20 protein-coding genes are annotated in these 21,539 nt (G+C 70.8%); 5 read left to right on the top strand and 15 right to left on the bottom strand.

The annotated features are described in order from the left end of the window. The first annotated feature begins 64 nt into the window (after nucleotides 1–64). Genes ACWV17_RS02120 through ACWV17_RS02100 form a run of 5 tightly spaced genes read left to right on the top strand, consistent with a single transcriptional unit; the run spans nucleotide 65 to nucleotide 4,794 of the window. The gene (locus ACWV17_RS02120; protein ID WP_455358231.1) at nucleotides 65–736 is read left to right on the top strand and encodes an ABC transporter permease; all 672 of its coding nucleotides are present in this window, start codon (nucleotides 65–67) and stop codon (nucleotides 734–736) included. Then, on the top strand, nucleotides 733–1,527 hold the full coding sequence (locus ACWV17_RS02115; protein ID WP_455358230.1) for an ABC transporter permease: 795 nt from the start codon (nucleotides 733–735) through the stop codon (nucleotides 1,525–1,527). The genes ACWV17_RS02120 and ACWV17_RS02115 overlap by 4 nt, the downstream gene beginning before the upstream one ends. Next, nucleotides 1,524–2,492 carry an ABC transporter ATP-binding protein gene (locus ACWV17_RS02110; RefSeq protein ID WP_455358229.1) on the top strand — a complete coding sequence of 323 codons (969 nt, stop codon included), beginning with the start codon at nucleotides 1,524–1,526 and terminating at the stop codon, nucleotides 2,490–2,492. Before ACWV17_RS02115 ends, ACWV17_RS02110 begins: the two co-directional genes overlap by 4 nt. Beyond that, a complete protein-coding gene (locus tag ACWV17_RS02105; protein ID WP_455358228.1) occupies nucleotides 2,489–3,310 on the top strand; it encodes an ABC transporter ATP-binding protein in 822 nt (273 codons plus the stop codon). Before ACWV17_RS02110 ends, ACWV17_RS02105 begins: the two co-directional genes overlap by 4 nt. After that, on the top strand, nucleotides 3,307–4,794 hold the full coding sequence (locus tag ACWV17_RS02100; protein WP_455358227.1) for an amidohydrolase family protein: 1,488 nt from the start codon (nucleotides 3,307–3,309) through the stop codon (nucleotides 4,792–4,794). Before ACWV17_RS02105 ends, ACWV17_RS02100 begins: the two co-directional genes overlap by 4 nt. Nucleotides 4,795–5,177: 383 nt before the next feature. Here the strand turns inward: ACWV17_RS02100 and ACWV17_RS02095 are convergent, their stop codons facing one another. From ACWV17_RS02095 to ACWV17_RS02025, 15 genes are all read right to left on the bottom strand, one after another. Next, nucleotides 5,178–6,635: a catalase gene (locus tag ACWV17_RS02095; RefSeq protein ID WP_455358226.1), complete on the bottom strand. Its 1,458-nt coding sequence runs from the start codon at nucleotides 6,633–6,635 to the stop codon at nucleotides 5,178–5,180. A 240-nt stretch (nucleotides 6,636–6,875) separates the two neighbouring features. Then, entirely contained in the window at nucleotides 6,876–7,766 is an 891-nt protein-coding gene (locus ACWV17_RS02090; RefSeq protein ID WP_455358225.1) for a 2-hydroxy-3-oxopropionate reductase, read from the bottom strand. Between the two features lie 32 nt (nucleotides 7,767–7,798). Further along, entirely contained in the window at nucleotides 7,799–8,638 is an 840-nt protein-coding gene (locus ACWV17_RS02085) for a TIM barrel protein (protein WP_455358224.1), read from the bottom strand. A gap of 206 nt (nucleotides 8,639–8,844) precedes the next feature. Then, nucleotides 8,845–9,630: a hypothetical protein gene (locus tag ACWV17_RS02080; RefSeq protein ID WP_455358223.1), complete on the bottom strand. Its 786-nt coding sequence runs from the start codon at nucleotides 9,628–9,630 to the stop codon at nucleotides 8,845–8,847. 36 nt (nucleotides 9,631–9,666) lie between these two features. Further along, on the bottom strand, nucleotides 9,667–10,242 hold the full coding sequence (locus tag ACWV17_RS02075; RefSeq protein WP_455358222.1) for a hypothetical protein: 576 nt from the start codon (nucleotides 10,240–10,242) through the stop codon (nucleotides 9,667–9,669). Next, a complete protein-coding gene (locus ACWV17_RS02070; RefSeq protein WP_455358221.1) occupies nucleotides 10,215–11,495 on the bottom strand; it encodes an MCE family protein in 1,281 nt (426 codons plus the stop codon). The genes ACWV17_RS02075 and ACWV17_RS02070 overlap by 28 nt, the downstream gene beginning before the upstream one ends. Beyond that, nucleotides 11,492–12,817: an MCE family protein gene (locus tag ACWV17_RS02065; RefSeq protein WP_455358220.1), complete on the bottom strand. Its 1,326-nt coding sequence runs from the start codon at nucleotides 12,815–12,817 to the stop codon at nucleotides 11,492–11,494. The genes ACWV17_RS02070 and ACWV17_RS02065 overlap by 4 nt, the downstream gene beginning before the upstream one ends. Then, complete coding sequence (locus ACWV17_RS02060) at nucleotides 12,814–13,968, bottom strand: MCE family protein (protein ID WP_455352179.1); 1,155 nt, start codon at nucleotides 13,966–13,968, stop codon at nucleotides 12,814–12,816. Before ACWV17_RS02060 ends, ACWV17_RS02065 begins: the two co-directional genes overlap by 4 nt. Next, nucleotides 13,965–14,945, bottom strand: a complete 981-nt coding sequence (locus ACWV17_RS02055) for an MCE family protein (protein ID WP_455358357.1) — start codon at nucleotides 14,943–14,945, stop codon at nucleotides 13,965–13,967. The genes ACWV17_RS02060 and ACWV17_RS02055 overlap by 4 nt, the downstream gene beginning before the upstream one ends. Nucleotides 14,946–14,953: 8 nt before the next feature. After that, nucleotides 14,954–15,991, bottom strand: coding sequence for an MCE family protein (locus ACWV17_RS02050; RefSeq protein ID WP_455358219.1), 1,038 nt, complete (start codon nucleotides 15,989–15,991; stop codon nucleotides 14,954–14,956). Then, nucleotides 15,988–17,259 (bottom strand): MCE family protein, encoded by a 1,272-nt coding sequence (locus ACWV17_RS02045; protein ID WP_455358218.1) that lies wholly within the window; start codon nucleotides 17,257–17,259, stop codon nucleotides 15,988–15,990. Before ACWV17_RS02045 ends, ACWV17_RS02050 begins: the two co-directional genes overlap by 4 nt. Before the next feature lie 5 nt (nucleotides 17,260–17,264). Then, nucleotides 17,265–18,083, bottom strand: coding sequence for an MlaE family ABC transporter permease (locus tag ACWV17_RS02040; RefSeq protein ID WP_455352182.1), 819 nt, complete (start codon nucleotides 18,081–18,083; stop codon nucleotides 17,265–17,267). A gap of 3 nt (nucleotides 18,084–18,086) precedes the next feature. After that, the gene (locus tag ACWV17_RS02035) at nucleotides 18,087–18,857 is read right to left on the bottom strand and encodes an MlaE family ABC transporter permease (RefSeq protein WP_455352183.1); all 771 of its coding nucleotides are present in this window, start codon (nucleotides 18,855–18,857) and stop codon (nucleotides 18,087–18,089) included. Continuing rightward, the gene (locus ACWV17_RS02030; RefSeq protein WP_455358217.1) at nucleotides 18,854–19,816 is read right to left on the bottom strand and encodes an ABC transporter ATP-binding protein; all 963 of its coding nucleotides are present in this window, start codon (nucleotides 19,814–19,816) and stop codon (nucleotides 18,854–18,856) included. Before ACWV17_RS02030 ends, ACWV17_RS02035 begins: the two co-directional genes overlap by 4 nt. A 631-nt stretch (nucleotides 19,817–20,447) precedes the next feature. After that, complete coding sequence (locus ACWV17_RS02025; protein ID WP_455358216.1) at nucleotides 20,448–21,539, bottom strand: RNA polymerase sigma factor; 1,092 nt, start codon at nucleotides 21,537–21,539, stop codon at nucleotides 20,448–20,450.

Here is a 21,539-nt window from a genome sequence, read left to right as displayed (position 1 = left end):
TCCCCGGAGTGATCCAGGGGAGAATCTCCCAGGTTCACCTGGGAGAGATCTTCAACGGCAGGACGTGACGGACCTGCTCGCCGCCCGCGCGACGACCACCCTCTTCCTGGTGGTGTACTCGGCGACGCTGATCATCGCGGGCGGCCTGCTGGCCGGCACCGTCGGCGCGCTGCGCGGCGGCAGGACCGACGCCCTGATCAACGGCGCCTCCTCCCTCTTCCTGGCCACGCCCGCCTTCGTGGTCGGCGTCGTCCTGGTGATCGTGTTCGCGCGGGGCCTCGGTTGGTTCCCGGTGTTCGGCGCCGGGGACGGCTTCTGGGACCGGCTCCACCACCTCACCCTCCCCTCCATCACCCTCGCCCTCGGCTCGGCCGCGTATCTGGCGCGGATCACCCGGGCCTCCGTCCAGGAGGAGCTGGGCCGCGAGCACGTGGAGACCGCGCGCAGCCGGGGCCTGAGCGGGGCCCGGATCGTACGGCGCCATGTGCTGCGCAACGCGGCCGTGCCGGTGACCACGGTCATCGGGCTGACCGTGGCGGGTCTGCTCGCCGGGGCGGTCGTCGTCGAGAACGTGTTCGCGCTCGACGGCATCGGCTCGCTGTTCGTCCGGGCGATCATGCAGCGGGACTTCGCCGTCGTGCAGGCCGTCGTCCTCGTCCTCGTCGCCTCGTTCGTCCTGATCAACCTGATCGTCGACCTGTTCTACTCCGTCCTCGACCCCCGGATGGCACGATGAGAACGCCCCTCGCGCGGGTCTCGGCCGGCCTGCTCGGGCTGCTGGTGGCGATGACGCTGCTGGCCCCCGTCCTGGCCCCGTACGACCCGGACTTCCCCGACCTGTTCAACACCCTCGGCTACGCGACGCCCGACCACTGGCTCGGCGGCGACGCGCTGGGCCGTGACGTCCTGTCCCGCCTGATGTGGGGCGCCCGCACCACCCTCCTCGGACCGGTCCTGGTCATCTCCGTCTCGGCGGTCCTCGGCACCGCGCTCGCCATCACGGCGGCGTGGTACGGCGGAAAGGTGGACGCGGTGATCTCGCGCGCCCTCGATGTGCTGTTCGCCGTGCCCGGCATCGTCTTCGCCCTGATCACGGTCGCGGTGATGGGGCCCGGCCTGATGCCGGTCGTCCTCGGCCTGACCGTCGCCTACACGCCGTACGTGGCGCGGGTGCTGCGCAGCGCGGCACTGCGCGAACGCTCACTGCCGTATGTGGCGGCCGCCTGGGTGCAGGGCCGCTCCGCCTTCGCCATCTGCACCCGGCACCTGCTGCCCAACCTGCGTCCGCTGATCGTCGCCCAGTCGGTGTCGGCGCTCGGCTACGCGGTGATCGACCTGGCCGCGATCTCGTTCCTCGGCCTGGGGGTCCAGCCACCCACCGCGGACTGGGGGCTGATGGTGAAGTCCGGCCTGGACAGCGCCATGCGCGGCAACGCCGTGGAGGCCGTCGCGGCGGGCACGCTGATCGCCCTCGTGGTGTGCGCGGTGAACGTTCTCGGCGACCGACTGGGGGCTCAGAAGCGATGACCGACCTGCTGACACTCGACAACTTCGGCCTCTGTGTCCCCTACGGCAAAGGCCGGCGCACACTCGTCGAGCGCGTCGACCTCACCATCGGGCGCGGCGAGGCGGTGGGCCTCGTCGGCGAGTCCGGCTCGGGCAAGTCGATGACCGCGCGCGCCGTGATCGGCCTCACCCCGCCCGGCGCGAGCACCACCGGCGACATTCTTTTCGACGGCCGGTCCGTCACCGCACTCCACCGCAGAGAGCTGCGCGCCCTGCGCACCCGCCGGATCGCGATGGTCTTCCAGGACCCCCGCGCCCACATCAACCCCGTTCACAGCGTCGGTGACTTCCTGACCGAGGCCATGACCGCGAACCTGGGCATCGCGCCACGCGCCGCCGCCGCCCGCGCCGTACGACTCCTCGCGGACGTCGGCATTCCGGACGGCGAGCGCCGCCTGCGCCAGTACCCGCACGAACTCTCCGGCGGCCTCCTGCAACGCGTGATGATCGCCTCGGTCCTCGCCGTCGAACCGGACCTGATCCTCGCCGACGAGCCGACCACCGCCCTGGACGTCACCACCCAGTCCGAGGTGATGGCGATCCTCGACGAGGCGCGGCGCGAACGCGACATGGCGATGCTGCTGATCACCCATGACCTGGAGCTCGCGGCGGCGACCTGCGACCGGCTCGCGGTGATGTACGCGGGCCGCCTGGTGGAGACTCAGCCGGCCGAAGCCCTGACGCAGCATCCGCGCCACCCCTACTCGGCGGGGCTGCTGCGGTCCCGGCCCAGCATCGAGGAAAGAGTGCGCAGACTGCCGGTGATCCCGGGCCGCCCGGTGGCGGCGTTCGAGGCGGAGGACGGCTGCGCGTTCGCGCCGCGCTGCGCGCACGCCGAGGCGGTGTGCGCGGCGGGCCGCCCCGAGGTGCGGGACCTCGCCGGGACGCGCGTGGAGTGCGTACGAGCGGAGGAACTGACGTGGTGACGACGAACAGGAAGTACACGACGGATACGACCGGTACGACGGTCATCGAAGCGACCGGGCTGCGCAAGGTGTTCGGTGACGCGGTCGCCGTGGACGACGTGTCGTTCTCGCTGAAGCCCGGCGAGTCCCTGGCCATCGTCGGCGAGTCCGGCTCCGGCAAGACGACGGTCGCGCGGATGCTGCTCGGCCTGGAGACCCCGACCTCGGGTGCCCTCACGGTCTGCGGACGGCCGCGCACGACGGGCCGGGTTTCGTCCGCGGAGCGCCGCCGCCGGGCACGCGAGATTCAGATCGTCTTCCAGGACCCTTACTCCTCGCTGGACAAGCTCCAGCGGATCGGCGACGTCATCGAGACCAGCTTGAGCCTGCACTTCCCGCTCACCACGGCGGACCGCAAGCGGCGCGCGCTGGAGCTCCTGGAGGCGGTGGGCCTGGCCGGACGGCATGCGTCCATGCTGCCCAGGCAGCTGTCCGGCGGGCAGCGGCAGCGGGTCGCGATCGCCCGGGCGATCGCCGTCGAGCCGCGCGTCCTCGTCCTCGACGAGGCCGTCGCCGCACTCGATGTGTCGATCCAGGCGCAGATCCTCAATCTGCTCGCCGACATCCGCGAACGACAGGAGATCAGTTACGTGTTCATCTCGCACGACCTTGCCGTCGTCCACCAGATCAGCGACACGGCCGTGGTGATGCGCGGCGGCCGCGTCGTCGAACAGGGCCCCACATCGGCGCTGCTCGCCACCCCGCAGGACGCGTACACGCGCCAACTGCGGGCCGCCGTCCCGCGCCCGGGCTGGAAGCCGCAGCGGAGGCCCGCGTGAGAACGCTCGTCACGGCGTCGTACGTCATCGGATACGCCGAGCCCGCCGGGACCACCGGGGCCGTCGGCTCCGACGCCGGCGACCACGTCGTCATCCGCGACGGCCAGGTGGTCTACGAGGGTGAACGCGTCGTCTTCGTCGGCCGCGGCTACCCGGGCGCGGTGGACGAGACGATCGACGCGGGCCACGCGATCGTCGGCCCCGGCTTCATCGACCTGGACGCGCTCGCCGACATCGACCACGCGATTCTGGACACCTGGCACGCCGACGACCGCGGCCTGGAGTGGTCCCTGGAGTACGCCAGGGACCGGCGGGCCGCCGTCTTCCCGCTCTCCGACACCCTCTTCATGCGCGAGTACGCGCTCACCCAGCTGATCCGCAATGGCATCACCACTGCCATGCCGATCGCCGCCGAGACGCACGGCGCGTGGGCGGAGTCGTACGAGGAGCTGGCCGGTGTCGCCGAGATCGCGGGCCGCCTGGGCCTGCGCATGTACCTGGGTCCGAGCTACCGCTCCGGTGTCCCGGTCGTGACGGCCGACGGCACGTTCGACATGTGGTGGGAGCCGGAGCGCGGCGAGGCCGGCTTGTCGGACGCGATCCGCTTCGTACGCGACCACGACGGCGCCCACGGCGGCCTGATCCGGGGCGCGCTGCTGCCCTGCCGCATCGAGACCCTGACGCCGGACCTGATGCGGGCGACGGCGCAGGCGGCCGAGGACCTGGACTGCCCGGTACGCCTGCACTGCCTGCAGGGAACCGGCGAGCTGAGCCAACTGCGGGAGCGTCACCGCACCACACCGCTGGGCCTGCTGAAGGAGACGGGCCTGCTCAGCTCCCGTCTGCTCCTCCCGCACGGCATCTACATCGGCGGCCACAGCGAGGTCACCACGCCGTACGGAGGCGAGCTGGAGGACCTGGCGCGGATCGCGGGCATCGTGCACTGCCCGCTGACCATGGTCCGTTACGGCGCCGCCCTGGAGGATTTCGACCGCTACCGCACGGCCGGGGTGCACATCGCGCTCGGCACGGACTCGTTCCCACCGGACATGATCCGAAATATGGACTACGGCAACAACCTGTCCAAGCTGGTCACAGGCCGCCTGGAGGCGGGCGCGGCGGCGGACTACTACCGGGCTGCCACGCTCGGCGGCGCCCGCGCCCTGAGCCGCCCCGACCTGGGCCGCCTCGCACCGGGCGCCCTGGCCGACCTGATCGCGGTCGACCTGGGCGACCCACGCACCGGCCCCGTCGACGACCCGGTCCGTACGCTGCTGATGAACTGCTCGGGCGCGAACGTCACCACGGTGGTGATCAACGGCCGGACGGTCATGCGGGACCGAAAGATTCCGGGAGTGGACCCCAAGGCGCAGCGGGCCCGCGCGCAGGCGTACTTCATTCGCATGAAGGGGGCGTACGCGGACCGGGACTACCGGGGGCGGAGCACGCGGGAGCTGTTTCCGCCGTCCTTCGAGGAGGCCTGACCGGCTGCGGCGCCCGTCCGGACACAACAGAGCGCCGAGTCACGGGACCGTCCGTGACTCGGCGCTCTGGCTGTGCGGTTGGTACCGCCCGACGGAACGAGGCTGGCGCGACAGGACGTTCGCACCGCCGGGCGGAGACTGGGTGATACTGGGTGACGCAGATGTGGCTGGGACCGCGGCGGCGGCGATTGGTCTGACGGAGTGGTCCGCTTCCCTCAGGTCAAGAAGCGGGCCCCGTAGCCTTCACCACCGCACTGGCATCGCTCTACCGCCGCGGTCCTCGCCATCCCGTACCGCATGACCACCCCTCATCCGGGTCCGCGGTGCGGGCTCGGCGCCCGGGTCCTGACCTCCCGTCAGGGTCCGGGCGCAGCCTGATGCTCTCAGTCCTCGCGCAGGGCGCGGACTGCCTCCTCGACGCGCTTGCCGTAGTCGGCGTCGGCGGCGTGGAAGTGAGCGAGGTTCTTCTCGATGACGTCGTCGCGGGTGACCTGCGAGAGGCCGCCGGCGATGTTGGCCACGAGACGGCCCTTCTCGTCCTCGGACATCAGGCGGTAGAGCTCACCGGCCTGGAAGAAGTCGTCGTCCTTGGTGTGCAGCGGGGCCTCGTGCGTGCCGGTGTAGCCGTGGATCGCCAGCGGGGCGGACAGCGGCTGACCGGTCTCGGCCGGGCCCTGGTACGAGTTGGGCTCGTAGTTCTTGTCGTGGCGCGAGCCGTTGCGCAGCGCCATGGCACCGTCGCGGCCGTAGTTGACGGCCTCCGTGGCCTTCGGCGCGTTCACCGGCAGCAGGGTGTGGTTGACGCCCAGGCGGTAGCGGTGCGCGTCCGCGTAGGCGAAGAGACGGCCCTGGAGCATCTTGTCGGGCGAGGGGCCGATACCCGGAACGAAGTTGTTCGGGGAGAAGGCGGCCTGCTCGACCTCGGCGAAGACGTTCTCCGGGTTGCGGTCGAGGACCAGACGGCCCACGCGCTGCAGCGGGTAGTCCGCGTGCGGCCACACCTTGGTGAGGTCGAACGGGTTGAAGCGGTAGTCCGCGGCCTCGGCGGCCGGCATGACCTGGACGTGCAGGGTCCAGGACGGGTTCACGCCCCGCTCGATGGCCTGGAGGAGGTCCGTCTGGTGCGAGTTGGCGTCCTGGCCGACCAGCTCCGCGGCCTGCTCGGCCGACAGGGAGCGGACACCCTGGTTCGTCTTGAAGTGGTACTTGACGAAGAAGGCTTCGCCCTGGGCGTTCGTCCACTGGTAGGTGTGCGAGCCGTACCCGTTCATGTGTCGGTACGAGGCGGGGATGCCGCGGTCGCCCATCAGCCAGGTGACCTGGTGCGTCGCCTCGGGGGAGTGCGCCCAGAAGTCCCAGACGTTGTCCGGCTCCTGCTTGCCCGTGAAGGGGTCGCGCTTCTGGGAGTGGATGAAGTCGGGGAACTTGATCGGGTCCTTGATGAAGAACACCGGGGTGTTGTTGCCGACGAGGTCGTAGTTGCCCTCTTCGGTGTAGAACTTCAGCGCGAAGCCGCGCGGGTCGCGGACGGCGTCCGCGCCGCCGAGGGAGTCGGCGACGGTCGAGAAGCGGATGAACGTCTCGGTCCGCTTGCCGACCTCGTTCAGGAAGTCGGCGCTGGTGAAGCCGGTGACGTCGTCGGTCACCTCGAAGTAGCCGTAGGCGCCCGAGCCGCGGGCGTGCACCACACGCTCCGGGATGCGCTCGCGGTTGAAGCGGGCAAGCTTCTCGAGCAGGTGCTGGTCCTGGAGGAGGAGCGGGCCACCGACGCCGGCGGTGGAGGAATTCTGGTTGTCGGCGACCGGGGCGCCGGACTCGGTCGTCAGCGTGCGCTTCGACATGGTGACCTTCCGCGTGCGGGGAGCTGCTGACGGAAAACGGCTTCCGTCATGTGGAGCCTAAGTTCGGGCTGAACGCAGCGTCAACAGTTTGTTGAAGAAAGATGAAGGGGTGTTCCGGACGGCGCCGGCGCCTGGGCGCGACAGGACAGGTGTCAGCACCGGCACCGTCCGGAGTATCAGGGCGGGCCGTCAAGGCCCGGGAGGGGACCCTCGGGGCTCCCGCAGGGGGAGTCCCTCGGGTCAGACCTGCTGGCCGGAGAGGCGCTCGACGGCGCGCAGCAGGGCCGAGTGGTCCAGGCCGCCGTCGCCCTGGGCGCGCAGCGATGCGACCAGCTGGGCGACCACGGCGCCGACCGGGAGGGCCGCACCGACGTTGCGGGCGGCGTCGGTGACGATGCCCATGTCCTTGTGGTGCAGGTCGATCCGGAAGCCGGGCTTGAAGTCCCGGTTCAGGAAGTTGTCCTTCTTGCGGGTCAGGACCGTGGAGCCGGCCAGACCGCCGTTGAGGACGTCCAGGGCGGCCTGGAGGTTCACGCCGGACTTCTCGAGGAAGACGACGGCCTCGGCGCAGGCCTGGATGTTGACCGCGACGATCAGCTGGTTGGCGGCCTTGACCGTCTGGCCGGAGCCGTGCGGGCCGCACAGGACGATGGTCTTGCCCAGCGACTCCAGGATCGGAAGCGCCTTGTCGAAGTCGGCCTGCTCGCCACCGACCATGATCGACAGTACCGCCTCGATCGCGCCGGCCTCGCCGCCGGAGACCGGGGCGTCCAGGACGCGGATGACCTTCTCGGCTGCGTTCTTCGCGAGGTCCACGGAGGTCTGCGGGGTGATGGAGGACATGTCGATCAGGAGGGCGCCCTGCTTGGCGTTCTCCAGGATGCCGTCCTGGCCGTACGAGATGGCCTCGACCTGCGGGGAGGCGGGAACCATCGTGATGACGACGTCCGCGTCCTTGACGGCCTCGGCGATCGAGGACGCGCCCTTGCCGCCGGCCGCGACGAGACGGTCGATCTTGTCCTGCTCCAGCGTGAAGCCGGTGACGTCGTAGCCCGCCTTCAGCAGGTTCTCGGACATGGGGGAGCCCATGATGCCGAGGCCGATCCAGGCGATCTTGGGAAGGTTGCTCATGAGGGTGCCTCTCTAAAAACTCTGTACGAAGATCAGTGGGCCGCGCGGGCCTCGGCCGGCAGCCAGCCGAAGGACTCGGCGCTCGGGGCGTCGCCCGGCTTGTACTCCAGGCCGACCCAGCCGTCGTAGCCGGCCTTCTTCAGCTGGTCGAGCAGGTCCGCCAGCGGCAGCGAGCCGGTGCCGGGGGCGCCGCGGCCCGGGTTGTCGGCGATCTGGACGTGTCCGGTCTTGTCGGCGTACGTTGCGATGACCTGGGACAGGTCCTCGCCGTTCATCGACAGGTGGTACAGGTCCAGCAGGAACTTGGCGTTGCCCAGTCCCGTGGCCGCGTTGACCTTGTCCACGACCTCGATCGCGGCCGGGGCGCTCACCAGCGGGTAGAGCGGCGACTCGGGCTTGTTGAGCGTCTCGATCAGGAGGATCGCGCCCACCCGGTCGGCGGCGCGGGCCGCCAGCACCAGGTTCTCCAGGGCGAGCTCGTCCTGGACGGCGGGGTCGACGCCCTCGACGCGGTTGCCGTAGAGCGCGTTGAGCGCCTTGCAGCCGACCGAGGCGGCGAAGTCGGCCGCCACCTCGATGTTGGCGCGGAAGCGGTCCGACTCCTCACCGGGTACGGAAACCGCGCCGCGGTCCGGGCCCGGCAGCTGTCCGGCGTAGAAGTTCAGGCCCACCAGCTGGGTGCCGGCGTCGCTCAGCGCCTTCCTGAGGGCGTCGAGCTCTGCCTGCGGAGGGGTGGGGGTCTCAATCCAGGGCCACCACAGCTCGACCGCCGTGAAGCCCGCCGCGGCAGCCGCCGCGGGACGCTCCAGGAGCGGGAGTTCCGTGAAGAGGATCGAAAGGTTTACATCGAAGCGCTGGTCCGTGTATCCCATGAGGGGTATGCGCTCCTTCCGTATTGCGGAAGTTCATTTCTGCTTGATGGAAGACTGCCTGGAATGGGGGAGGGCTGTCAAGAGCGGCCCACAAAAAATGCCCCCCGAGCAGGGAGGCAGAAGGCACGTCCAGGCTTCTGTCGTCCCAGCTCGGGGGGCGGCGTCCGTACCGGCCCGGGGGCGGCCGGTATGGACTCGGGGGTGGTCTACAGGGCGTCGACGGCGCTCACCTTCCAGCCCTCGGAAGTGAGCGTGAGAGTCATCCGCACCCGGTTCAGGTCGACGCGGTCGCCCGTGACCTGGGTGCTCCTGGTGACCTGGTTGACGAAGAGCAGGACGACCGCCCTGTCCGGCGTGGCCGACACCACCGAGGCCGCCGGGGCGCCGCCGCCCGGCGGCTTGACCACGGAGGCCTTCACCACCCCCTGGTACTTCTTCGCCGTCGGCGCCACCACCGTCTTGGTCGTCCTGCGGTACTCGTCCCGGAACGAACCGGTCAGATGGCCGAGCGCGGCCGCGAAGTCCCGGTCCAGGTGCCGGTGGTCGTACGACAGGACCACCGGCGCCGCCTTCCGCGCGGCGGCGAGGGCCTGCGCCCGGGCCTGGTCCGTCCGCCTGCCGTCCAGGTACGTCCATCCCAGCACCGCGACCGCGACCAGCCCGGCCACGACCAGGACGGCGAGCACGGCGCTGACCAGCCCGCGCCGCCGCACCCGCGACCGCCCGGCGGCCAGGTCCCCGGAGCCGGCGTCGGCCTCCTCGGATGCGGGCGTCTCCGGTGCCCCCGGCGCCTCCGCCTCGGGGCTCGGCCGGTCCACGCGCAGCACGCGGCCGGCGTGCTGGTCCGGCGGCCGCTGACCGGTTTCGTCGTCCGCCCCGTCCAGGGCGAGCCCGGCGCGCTCGGTACGGCGTGCCGCCGCGCGCGCGGCCGCGGTCATGGAACGGCGGCCGGGCGAGCCGGCGCCGCGGCTTCGGGTGGTCGGGTTCGCCACGGTCTCTCTCCTCACTGTCGGTACAGGTGTGCGCGGTCAGCCGACAAACTCGACGTTGGACGTCAGCCAGCGGCCGCCCTCACGTACGAGGTCGAGCTGCAGCCGGTAGGTCCGGGCCTGACCCTCGGGAGCGGCGGTGTTGATCACCTTGCTGTCGGCGACCACCAGCACGCGGGCGGTGCGCTCGTCGGCCCGGGTGATGCCCGCTTCGAGCACCTGGCCCTCGGAGACCGACTTGTTCGCGGCGACCAGCTTCGTCAGCTCGGCGGTCTGGGCCGCGAACTGCTCCTTGAAGTCGCCGGTGGCGCCGTCCAGCACGCTCTTGCTGTCCCGCCCGTAGTGCCGGTAGTCGAGCGAGGTGAAGTTCAGCGCCGACTGGCGGGCCGCGGCCAGGATGTCCTGCTGCCGCTTCTGCTCGGTGCGCTGTTCGTACACCTGCAGGCTCAGCCACCCGGACAGGGCCGTCACCACGACGGTTGCCACCGCGAGCGCCGCGGGCAGCGCCCTGCCGCGGCGGGCGGCCTCCTTCAGCCTGCCGCCGAGGGCGTGCAGCGGCCGCGTCACGCGGGCGAGAGGCCCCGGGTTCATGCCATCGGTCCGACGAGCAGCCATTGCCACGAGTCCTTTCCGAACACGCTCTGTTCTCCGCCCGTCGAGCCGATCTCGACAGGGGTTCCGTCCGGGCCGGCGACGGTGCCGGTCTCCGGGTCGTACGGGGCGACGTGCGCGGCCGGGTTCGCCCCGCGCGAACCGCCGCGCCCCGAGGCACCGGGGGCGTTCTGGGCGCCCCGGACCGAGGTGTCGCCACCGCGCGGGGCCGTGCAGCGTGCACGGGTGTTCGCGGGGCGCTCGCTGGTGTCGGCGGGGTCGCGGCGCTGTGTGCCGTACCCCTGCCGGCACGGCGGCGGGTCGTCGGCGTTCACGACCATGCCGAAGTGCGTGGTGCCGTCGCCCGGGATGACGGTGTGGCTGCCCGCGACCACCACCGGGAAGGTGACCAGCGCCTGTTCCACGCCGGGCAGCCGGGCCACCGTGATCTGCCCGCCGCTGATCAGGTTGCCCAGCAGCACCGGCAGATGGGGCCGGTTCGCCCGGAGCAGGGAGTTCACCTCCTGTGCGGCGGGCGCACCGGCGCCGATCAGCCGGCGGATGTCGCCGTCACTGGACTTCAGCTCGGCGGTGAGGGCCGCCAGGTCCCGCGAGAAGGACTTGATGGCCGAGCCCTTGTCGGCCTGGGTCTTCAGTACCGTCCGCGAGTCCTCGATCAGCTCGATGGTCTGCGGGAGCGAGGCGGAGGCCGATTCGACCAGCTCGTTGCCCGAGTCCACCAGGCGGCTCAGATGCGGGCCGGTCCCGGCGAACGCCTTGCCCAGCTCGTCGACCGTGATCTGGAGGTCCTTCTTGGGGACGGAGTTGACCAGCCGGTCCAGGCTGAGGACCAGATCCGTGGTGGGCAGCGGCACCCGCGTGTCGCTGCGGGCGATCGTGCTGCCGTCGCGCAGATACGGGCCGCCGGACGCGCGAGGCTGGAGATCGACGTACTGCTCGCCGACCGCCGAACGGTTCGCGACGACCGCCAGCGTGTCCGCCGGGATCCGTGAGGCGTCCTCGATGTCCAGCGCCACGGACACTCCGCCGGAGCCGGTCAGCCGCAGTTCGCCCACCCGGCCCACCGGCACGCCGCGGTAGGTGACTTCGGCCCCGGAGAAGATGCCGCCGGAATCGGCGAAGTCGGCGCGCACGGTGTAACCGCGGTCGAGCAGGGCGTCGACCAGTCCCGTGTACTGGATGCCGACGTACGACACCCCGACGGCGGTGACGGCGGCGAAGGCGAGCAACTGGGCCTTGACCGTACGTGTGATCACGGTTGCATCCCCTTCAGCATGAGTTCCGCGAGGGCGAGATCGACCCCGGCCGGCCGCCCGTCGCCCTCCCCGTCCCGGTAGGCCGCGTAACTGCCGGTGCACATCGGCGGGCACAGCACATCGCCGCCGCCCGGGGGGTCCGAGGGAACGCCGGGCTTGTCCGGCGGCTTCGGCGCGTCCGGCAGCGCGGTGGGCCGGGGCACACCGGGGGCCTCGGGTACGCCGGGTACTCCGGGGACCTCGGGCAGATCCGGCACGTCTGGCAGCTCGGGGCCGCCGGGCTTCCCCGGCTTCTTGGGCGGGTCGGCGAGATTGCCGTAGATGGCGGCCAGGTCGAGATCGGCGGTGATCTTGAGGTTGACGTAGTCGCCCTTGATGGCGTTCGTCGCGTTGCGCGGGAACGGATACGTCGTCAACAGCTCCAGGGAGTTCGGCAGATCGTCGCCCGCCTTGTTCAACGACTCCAGGATCGGGCGCAGGCTTTTCAGATTCGCCACCACGTCGTCCCTGGAGGCGTTGATCACGCCGGTGCCGGTCTTGCCCAGCTGCGACAGGGACGTGAGCATCCTGGTCAGGTTCTGCCGCTGGTCGGCCAGCACCTTCAGCGCGGGCGGCATGGTGTCGACGGCCAGGCCGATCGTCTTCTTCTCCTTGGCGAGCCGCGCGGACAGCCGGTCGATGCCTTCGAGCGCCCGGACGATCTCCTTGCGCTGGGTGTCGAGGCCGCCGATGAAGGTGTCCAGCTCACCGAGGAGGGACTTGACCCGGTTCTCCCGGCCCTCCAGGGCCTTGTTCAGCTCCACGGTGATCGTCTTGAGCTGAGCGACGCCACCGCCGTTCAGCAGTGCCGAGAGCGCGGACAGCACCTCCTCGATCTCCGGGTTGCGGCCGCTGCGGGACAGCGGAATCCGGTCGCCGTCGGCGAGTCTGCCGACGGTCGGGACATCCGGCGGGGCCGACAGGGACACGTACTTCTCGCCCAGCATGCTGGTCTGCCGCAGATCGGCCACCGCGTTGCCGGGCAGCTTCACCGAGTCGTCGATCCGCAGCCGTACCCGGGCGTGCCAGCCGGTCAGCTCGACCTTCTCGACGGCCCCGACGGTGACGTTGTTGACCTTCACGGCCGACTGCGGCACCAGGTCGAGGACGTCCCTGAACTCCACGGTGACCCGGTAGGAGTCGCCGTCCGCGGCGGCACCCCCGGGCAGCTGGACGTCGTACAGGCCGTTGAACTCGCAGCCGGTCAGCATCAGCGAACCGGCGGCAGCCCAGGCGGCCGCTCCGGCCGCCCCCGCCGCCCCGCGCTTGCGCCGTACGCTCATGCGCCCGCCTCCAGGATTCCGCCGAGCGTCCGGTCGACCGGACCCGTGCCCGACACCGGCGCCGCCTTGGGCAGTTCCGGCAGCGAGTCGAAGAGTTTCTGCAGGTCCTGGCAGTCGGGGTTCTTGCCGCCCGCGTCCCCGGTCGTCTTGAGCAGGGAGCACAGCAGCGCGGCCGGATCCTGCGGATGGTCGGGGTTGTTACGGGTGTCGAGGGTGCCGGAGGACGGGTTGTAGGCGTTCTGCAGGTTGGAGAGCCCGGTGGGGGCGACCTCCAGCAGCTCCTCCAGCGCGGCGCGCTGGGTGACCAGCACCTTGGTCACCTTGCTGAGCCCCTTTACATCGGCCGTCAGCGCCTTCTTGTTCTTCTTCACGAAGTCGCTCACATCGGCGAGTGCCAGGCCCAGGTGTTTCAGTGCCAGCGCGAGGTCCTTGCGTTCCCCGGCGAGCTGGTCGGCGACCTTGGCGAGACTGTCGTTGAACGACCGGACGTTGCTGTCGTCGGCCGCCAGCGCGGCCGTGAAGACCTGCAGATTCCGCACGGTGCCGAAGAGGTCCTGGCGGCCGTCGGACAGGGTGGTGACGGCCAGCGAGAGATCCTCGACCGTCTGGTGCATCTGCTCGCCCTGGCCCTGGAGGTTGTCCGCGCTCACCCCGAGCAGCTTGGAGAGCGAACCGTCCGCGTTGGCGCCGCGCGGGCCGAGCGCCTCGGACGTGGTGTGCAGGCTGTCGAAGATCCGGTCCAGCTCGACCGGTACGGCGGTGCGGTCCTCGGGGATGACGGCGCCGTCGCGCATCGCCGGTCCGCCGCGGTAGACGGGCAGCATCTGCACATAACGGTCGCTGACCACCGAGGAGTTGATGATGGCCGCCTTCGCCTCGGCGGGGATCTTGCGCCCGGGCTCGAACTCCAGCTCCACCCGCACCCGCCGGCCCTCCGGCGTGATCGTCCTGACCTCGCCGATCCGGACGCCGAGGACGCGCACGTCCGAGCCGGGATAGATGCCGACGGTGCGCGGGAAGTACGCCGTGACCTTGACCGGGGACGAGCGCGGCCAGAACACGACCGCGGCCGCGGCGACCAGCACCACCACCGCGGTGCCCAGCGCCAGGCGGCGCGTGCGACGCCCCTTCAGTGCGAAGCGGCCGTTCATCGCGAGCCTCCCGTCCGCGGGACCACCGGGGTGGCGACCATGTTCTGGATGTAGCTGTCGAACCAGCGGCCATTGCCGAGGGTGTTGCTGAAGACCCGCACATAGGGCGCGAGCAGCGCGACGCTGCGGTCGAGGCTCGCCTGATTGCGTTCGAGCATCCTGACCACCGTGTTCAGGCCCTTGAGTGCCGGGCCGATCTGCTTCTCGTTGTCCTTCACCAGGCCGGAGAGCTGGATGCCGAGCGCCGCGGAGCTCTTGAGCAGCGTGTGGATGGCCGCGCGCCGCTTGGAGATCTCCTTGAAGAGCAGGTCACCGTCCTTGACCAGGCCGGTGAACTCGTCGCTGCGGTCGGCGAGCACGCCGGTGACCCCGTTGGCGTGGTCGAGCAGTTCGCGCAGTGCCTTGTCGCGGGACGCGACGGTCCGGGAGATCCTCGACAGGCCCTTGATGGACGCTCTGACCTCCTCCGGCGAGTCCTTGAAGGTGGCCGAGAGGGTGTCCATGGCCTTCGCCAGCTGCTCGGTGTCCACCTTCTCCGTCGTGGTGGTCAGATCGCTGAACGCCGCCACGACGTCGTAGGCCGGAACCGTCCGGTTCAGCGGGATCTCGCTGCCGGGCCGCAGCTGCCCCTCGCCCTTCGGCTGCAGCGCGAGGTATTTCGCGCCCAGGATCGTCTTGATCCGGATGGCCGCGCCGGTCCTGGTGCCGAACTTCGGATCCCCCTTGACCCGGAAGGTGATCCTGACATGGCTGCCGGCGAGATCCACCTCGTCGACCTTGCCGACCTTGACCCCGGCGATCCGCACCTCGTCGCCGGGCTTGAGGCCGCCGGCCTCCGAGAAGGCCGCGCTGTACGTCTCGCCGTCGCCGATCAGCGGAAGGCTGTCGGCGTTGAACGCGACCGCGGTCACCAGCGCGAGCGTGCAGATGCCGGCCGCCCCGATCACCACGGGGTTTCTCTCGCGGAACGGGATCATCCGGGGGCTCATCCGCCGCACCTCGCCCGTGCCACGTGAAGCTCGGGAGTGATGACCTCCCTGGTCTTCGGCAGCACGATCCGGCCGTCGAAGTCACAGAGGTAGAAGTTGAACCAGGAGCCGTACGAGGCCGTCCCCGTCAGCTTGTTGAGCTTGTTCGGCAGCCGCTTCAGGACGCCCTCCACGGTCTTCTCGTTCTTGTTCAGCGTTCCGGTGAGGTCGGTCAGTTCGGCGATGTCGTCACGCAGCGGCGGCCGGGCGTCCTTGAGGAGCCCCGAGGTGGCCTCGGTCAGGGCGCCGATGTTCGTCAGCGACTCACCGATGGGCTTGCGGTCGGCGGACAGTCCCGAGATCACCCGCTGCAACTGCTTGAGCAGCGCGGAGAACCGGGTGCCGCGCTTGTCCAGGGTCGTCAGCACCTCGTTGAGGTGGTCGACCACGGACCCGATCAGCTCGTCGCGGTCGGCGAGCGTCGTGGTCAGCGAGGCCGTGTGGGCGAGCAGGCTGTTGACCGTTCCGCCCTCGCCCTGGAGCGTCTTGATGATCTCGGTGGCGAGCTGGTTGACGTCCTTCGGGCTCAGCGCGGCGAACAGCGGCTTGAAGCCGCCCAGCAGCGCGTTGAGGTCGAGTGCCGGCTCGGTCCTGGACAGCGGGATCCGGCCGCCGGGCGCCAGCCGCTCGCTGCCGCCCGCGCCCTCCGTCAGCGCGACGTAGCGCTGGCCGACCAGACTGCGGTAGCGGATGACGGCCCCGGTGGTGGTGAACAGCGGGCGGTCCCGGGTGACGGTGAAGGTGACCTCGGCGAGTGTCCGGTCCTTGATGGCGATGTCCTCGACTTCGCCCACCCGAACCCCGGCCACCCGGATGTCGTCGCCCTCCTCCAGGCTGGTGACATCGCTGAACACCGCGCGGTAGGTGTGCTCAGGCGTGAAGGTGACGTTGACGATGGTGGCCGCGAGCAGCGCGGTCGCCAGCACCGTGACCACCGCGAAGACGCAGAACCTGATCAGCGGTGCCGCGGTTTCCGTGGCGCGTGACGTCCTCATGCGACGCTCACCGCCGTTCCGCGTGCCATCGGGCCGAACAGCAGCGTCGCGACCGCCGGCACCTTGTCGGCGGACACGCCCATGACCGGGGCCACGAGCGAACCGACGGCCCGCTGCTCGGCCGGGGTGGCCGACACGTGGGCTCCGCCGGGCAGCGGCCCGCCGGAACTCCCGCGCGACGTGCCGTCGTCGAGCTTGATGTCCGGTGCGGGCACCTGGGGGCGGGGGAGGCCCCTGCAATCAGGTCCTGAGCGTTCTGCATAGCGCGGTTCCTCGCCGGGTCGGTACGCGGGTCGCGGGCGGACGAATTCGAGGGTGATACGCATCTCGCCGCCCCTGAAGGCCTCTTCGGACCTGGCCGTCTGGTGCACCAGTCCGTCGAGGAGACAGGGGTACTCCGGCGCGTAGCGGGCGAACAGCGCCAGCGTCGGGCGTGAGACGCGGCCGAGCGTGATCAGCCGGTCGCCGTTCTCGTCGAAGAACGTCTCAGCGGTGCCGGCCATGGTGGCGGTCGAGCCGAGCGCGGCGGCGAACTGGTCCTGCTTCTCGACGAGGGTGCGGCTGGTGGTGACGGTGTTCCGCAGGATCCGCAGCAGATCGGGCGCCGCGTCCCCGTACACCTCGGCCACATCGGCGAACCGCGAGATGTTCTCCTTGATGGACGGCATGTGCGGGTTGAGCCGGCTCAGGTACTGCTCGACGCGGACGAGGTTGTCGCCGATCCGGTCGCCGCGGCCTTCGAGAGCGGTGGCGAACGCGGAGAGCGTGGCGTTCAGTTCCGCGGGCTGCACGGTCCGCAGCAGCGGCAGCAGGTCGTTCATCAGCTGCTGGAGTTCGATGCCGACCTTGGTGCGGTCCTGGGTGATGACGTCCCCGGCGCGGATGTGCCGGTCGGACGGGTCCGCGGGCACGACCAGGTCGACGTACTTCTCGCCGAACAGCGTCTTGGGCAGCAGCCGGGCCTCCACGTCGGCCGGGATACGGGAGACGTGCTCCGGCTTGAGCGCGATGTCGAGCGTCGCCTTCTCGCCGTCGGCGCGCACCTCGCGCACCTCGCCGACCAGCAGTCCGCGCAGCTTGACGTCGGCCCGCGGGTCCAGCTGGTTGCCCAGGCTGGTGGCCTCCAGGGTGATCCGTACGACGGAGGTGAACACCTGCTGGTAGACGGCGACGGACAGCGACAGCAGAATCGCGATCACGGCGATGAAGACGATGCCGTACAGCCGCAGTCGCGCGCTGTGGCTGAGAATCCGCAGTGGTGTGCGCATCGGCCCTACCCCGCAATCCGGACGGTCGTGTTGGCGCCCCAGATCGCGAGGCTGAGGAAGAAGTCCAGGACGTTGATGGCGACGATGGAGGTCCGCACCGCACGGCCGACCGCGACGCCGACCCCGGCCGGGCCGCCGCTCGCGTAGTAGCCGTAGTAGCAGTGCACCAGGATGATCACGACTGCGAAGACGATCACCTTGCCGAAGGACCAGAGCACGTCGACCGGCGGCAGGTACTGCTGGAAGTAGTGGTCGTACGTGCCCGCCGACTGCCCGTAGTAGCCGGTGGTGATGGTGCGCGCGGCGAAGTACGAGGACAGCAGCCCGACCACGTACAGCGGAATCACCGCGACGAAGCCGGCGATCATCCGGGTCGTCACCAGGAACGGCAGCGAGGGAACGCCCATCACTTCCAGCGCGTCGGTCTCCTCGCTGATCCGCATCGCGCCGAGCTGCGCGGTGAAACCGGCCCCGACCGTCGCGGACAGCGCCAGGCCGGCCACCAGCGGGGCGATCTCACGGGTGTTGAAGTACGCCGACAGGAACGCCACGAAGTTCGAGGTACCGAGCTGGTTCAGCGCCGCGTACCCCTGGAGGCCGACCTCCGTACCGGTGAAGAAGGACAGGAAGGCGATGACGCCGACGGTGCCTCCGATCACCGCGAGCGCGCCGCGGCCGAAGCTCACCTCGGCCAGCAGGCGCAGGGTCTCCTTCTTGTAGCGGCGCAGGGTGCGGCCGGTCCAGGCCAGCGAGCGCCCGTAGAACGACAGCTGGGTGCCGAGCCCTTCCAGGCGGTCAAGCAGCAGACGGTTCATCAGCGGCATCGGTCAACCCCTCTGCGGAACGACCTGGAAGTACACCGCGGTCATCACGAAGTTCGTCACGAACAGCAACATGAAAGTGATCACCACGGACTGGTTCACCGCGTCGCCCACGCCCTTGGGGCCGCCCTTCGCGGTCAGTCCCTTGTACGAGGCGACGATCGCGGCGATCGCACCGAACACCAGGGCCTTCAACTCGGCCGCCCACAGATCGGAGAGCTGGGCGAGTGTGGTGAAGGAGGCCAGATAGGCGCCGGGTGTGCCGTTCTGCAGGATCACGTTGAAGAAGTAGCCGCCGGCCACCCCCACCACCGACACCAGTCCGTTGAGCAGGACCGCCACCAGCATCGTGGCCAGCACCCGCGGGACGACCAGCCGGTGGATCGGATCGATGCCGAGGACCTGCATCGCGTCGATCTCCTCGCGGATCTTGCGCGCCCCGAGGTCCGCGCAGATCGCGGTGCCGGCCGCGCCGGCGATGAGCAGTGCGGTGACGATCGGCGCGGCTTCCCGCAGTACCGCGAGCACCGAGGCGGCGCCCGAGAACGACTGGGCGCCGAGCTGCCGGGTCAGGCTGCCGATCTGCAGGGCGATGACCGCCCCGAAGGGGATCGAGACCAGTGCGGTGGGCAGGATCGTGACACTCGCGATGAACCAGGCCTGCTGGATGAACTCCCGCACCTGGAACGGGCGTCGGGGCAGCGTCCGTACGACGTCCAGGGCCATCGCGAAGAGGCTGCCCGACTGCCGCAGCGCGCCGACCGGTGACAGGCTCATGCGTCCGCCACCTCCGCCCTGCGGTTGGTCCGGTGGAGTTCCGCCTCGCGCCGGGCGATGGCCTCCCAGCGGGGCGGGCGGGTGATCCCGGGGCTGGGCAGCAGGCGGGGCGTCATGACCAAGGCCTCGTCGGAGGCGCCCGCGCCGCCGTCCGCCTTGTCGAGCTGGGCCAGTTCCTGCTCGACCTGGGCGGCGTCCTTCTCCTCCGCCATGCCGATCGGCCCCTGCATGCGGCCGTTGAGGAACTGCCGTACGACCGGCTCGTCGCTGGTCAGCAGCTTTTCGCGGGGGCCGAACATCACCAGCTCGCGCCGGAACAGCAGCCCGATGTTGTCCGGGACCTGCCGGGCGGAGGCGATGTCGTGCGTGACGATCAGGAAGGTCGCGTCGATCTGCGCGTTGAGGTCGACGATCAGCTGGTTGAGGTACGCCACGCGCACCGGGTCCAGGCCCGAGTCCGGCTCGTCGAAGAGGATGATCTCCGGATCGAGCACCAGCGCCCGGGCCAGGCCGGCCCGTTTTCGCATACCGCCGGATATCTCGCCGGGCAGCTTCTCCTCGGCGCCGATCAGCCCGACCATGTCCATCTTCTCGAGGACGATCCGGCGAATCTCGCTCTCCGGTTTACGGGTGTGCTCCCGCAACGGGAAGGCGATGTTGTCGTACAGGTTCATCGACCCGAACAGCGCGCCGTCCTGGAACAGCACGCCGAAGAGCTTGCGGACCTCGTACAGGTCGTGCTCGCGGAGCGCGGTGATGTCCGTGCCCGCGATCCGGATCGAGCCGCGTTCCGGCCTGAGCAGGCCGACGAGCGTCTTGAGGAACACCGACTTGCCCGTGCCGGAAGGGCCGAGCATGACCGAGACCTCCCCGGCGGGCAGCGTCAGTGAGACGTCCTGCCAGATGACCTGGCTGCCGAAGGACTTGGTCAGTCCTTCCACGCAGATCTCGACACCCATCCGGTTCACCCTTCAGCCGTGGAGCAGCTCCGACACCTGCTCTACGGGGGAGGGCGGCCCGTCCGTCGCGGCGATGGCGAGAATTTTTCGCGGGCCCGGAATCAGGGGCTGACGGCGCTGTGCGATGCGCCTTCGGCGGGGGTGCGGGGTGCGGGGGTGGGCGCGGCGCCTACCGGCCCCGGGTCGGTGCGGCCCGCCGTGCCGGCGGCCCGGACTCGGCGGCCGGACCGTACGGACACGTCGGGCAGCACGGTCAGGGCGCGGGGGGCTGGGCAGGGACGGCACGTCGGGTGCGGAGGCAGGTCCGGCGCCGAAGGCGTCTTGGGCGCGCTGGGCAGCGACGGGGCGGACGGCCAGTCGGGTCCGTCGGCCGGGGTGGCAGTGCTGACGCGACGGTCAGGGCACGGCCTGTGCCGAGGGCGCCTGGGGCAGCGCCCCGCCAGGGCGTGTCGGGCCTGCTGGGCGCTGGCGGTACGTCGTGCGCGTCGGGCGGCGACCGTCAGGCATGTCGGTCGTGCCGGGCAGAGGCGGCGCGTCGGGCCCGGGGGGCGCGTCCGGCGCCGAAAGGCGTCGCGGGCGGCGACGGGGCGTCCCGTACGGGCACGCCCAGGCGCGTCGGGCAGCGACGCGGTTATGGCATGGCTGGTGGGTTGGGCAGGGGCGGTACGGCCGGTGCGGAGGGCGTGTCCGGCGTCGAAGGCGGCTCCGGTGTGTCGGGCAGTGGCGGCGCGTCCGGTGCTGGCACCTCCGGTACCGGTACTTCCGGTACGGGGACCTCCGGTACTTCCGGTACGGGGACCGCCGGGACCTCCGGTACCGGTACCTCGGGGACGGCTGGGGTGGCCAGTTTCGGCAGGGGGACCGCCGGCAGTGGCGGTAGCGGGGGCAGCGTCGGCGGTATGAGCGGCTCGCCACCGCTCGGGCCGTCGGCCGTGGGGCCGGGGCGCGGCCGTTCGGGCGGCACCGCCCGGCTGGGCTCCGGTGTGGCGACGTCCGCGGCCTGCGAGGTCGTGGGCGCGGCGGGCCGCTCCGGCGCGGCCCCGTCCCCGTCGTACGCGTACGGCAGCACCAGACCCGCGACGACCAGGGTCGCCGCCGTCGACGCCACGGCCATCGCCTGCGCGTTGCCGCCCACCCGCGGCCGGCCGCGGCCGCACAGCCACAGGGCCAGCCCCAGCGTGCCGGCCAGCGACATACGCAGCGTCCGCCGCGCCCTGGCGAGCAGCGACTCGACGGCCTGGTAGGTCAGCCCCATCTCGTCGGCGACCTGGCCGACGTCCAGGTCCTCCGACTTCAGCCGGAGCGCCTCCGCCTGCCGGGCGGGGAGCTCCCCGCTCCGTACGGCCAGCCACTTCGCCTCGGCCCGGTCGCACACCACCTCCTCGACGGGCGCCGGGCGCGGCGCGACCAGCCGGGGGCTGGTGCGCACCTCGGCCTCGCGGCTGAACTGCCGGTACCGGTCGACGCAAAGCCGCATGGTGACCGTCGTCAGCCAGGCGCCCAGCCGCTCGTCGTCGAGGTGGGGGTTCTCCGCGGCGCGCAGCATCGCCTCGTGCACCGCGTCCTCGGCGTCCTCGACGCTCATGGATCTGCGGCGGGCCACCTTGAGGAGCTGCTCGCGGTGGCTCCACGCGCGCTGCCAGCGGTCGTGGGCCGCCTTCACACCCGTTCCGCCCGCTCCGCCCGTCCCGCCCGGATGCGCGGGATGCATGTCCGTCGCCAT

This window comes from Streptomyces mabaensis, assembly GCF_053763515.1.
The sequence above is the reverse complement of the archived record's forward strand: the minus strand, read 5'-3'. Positions and strand labels throughout refer to the sequence as shown.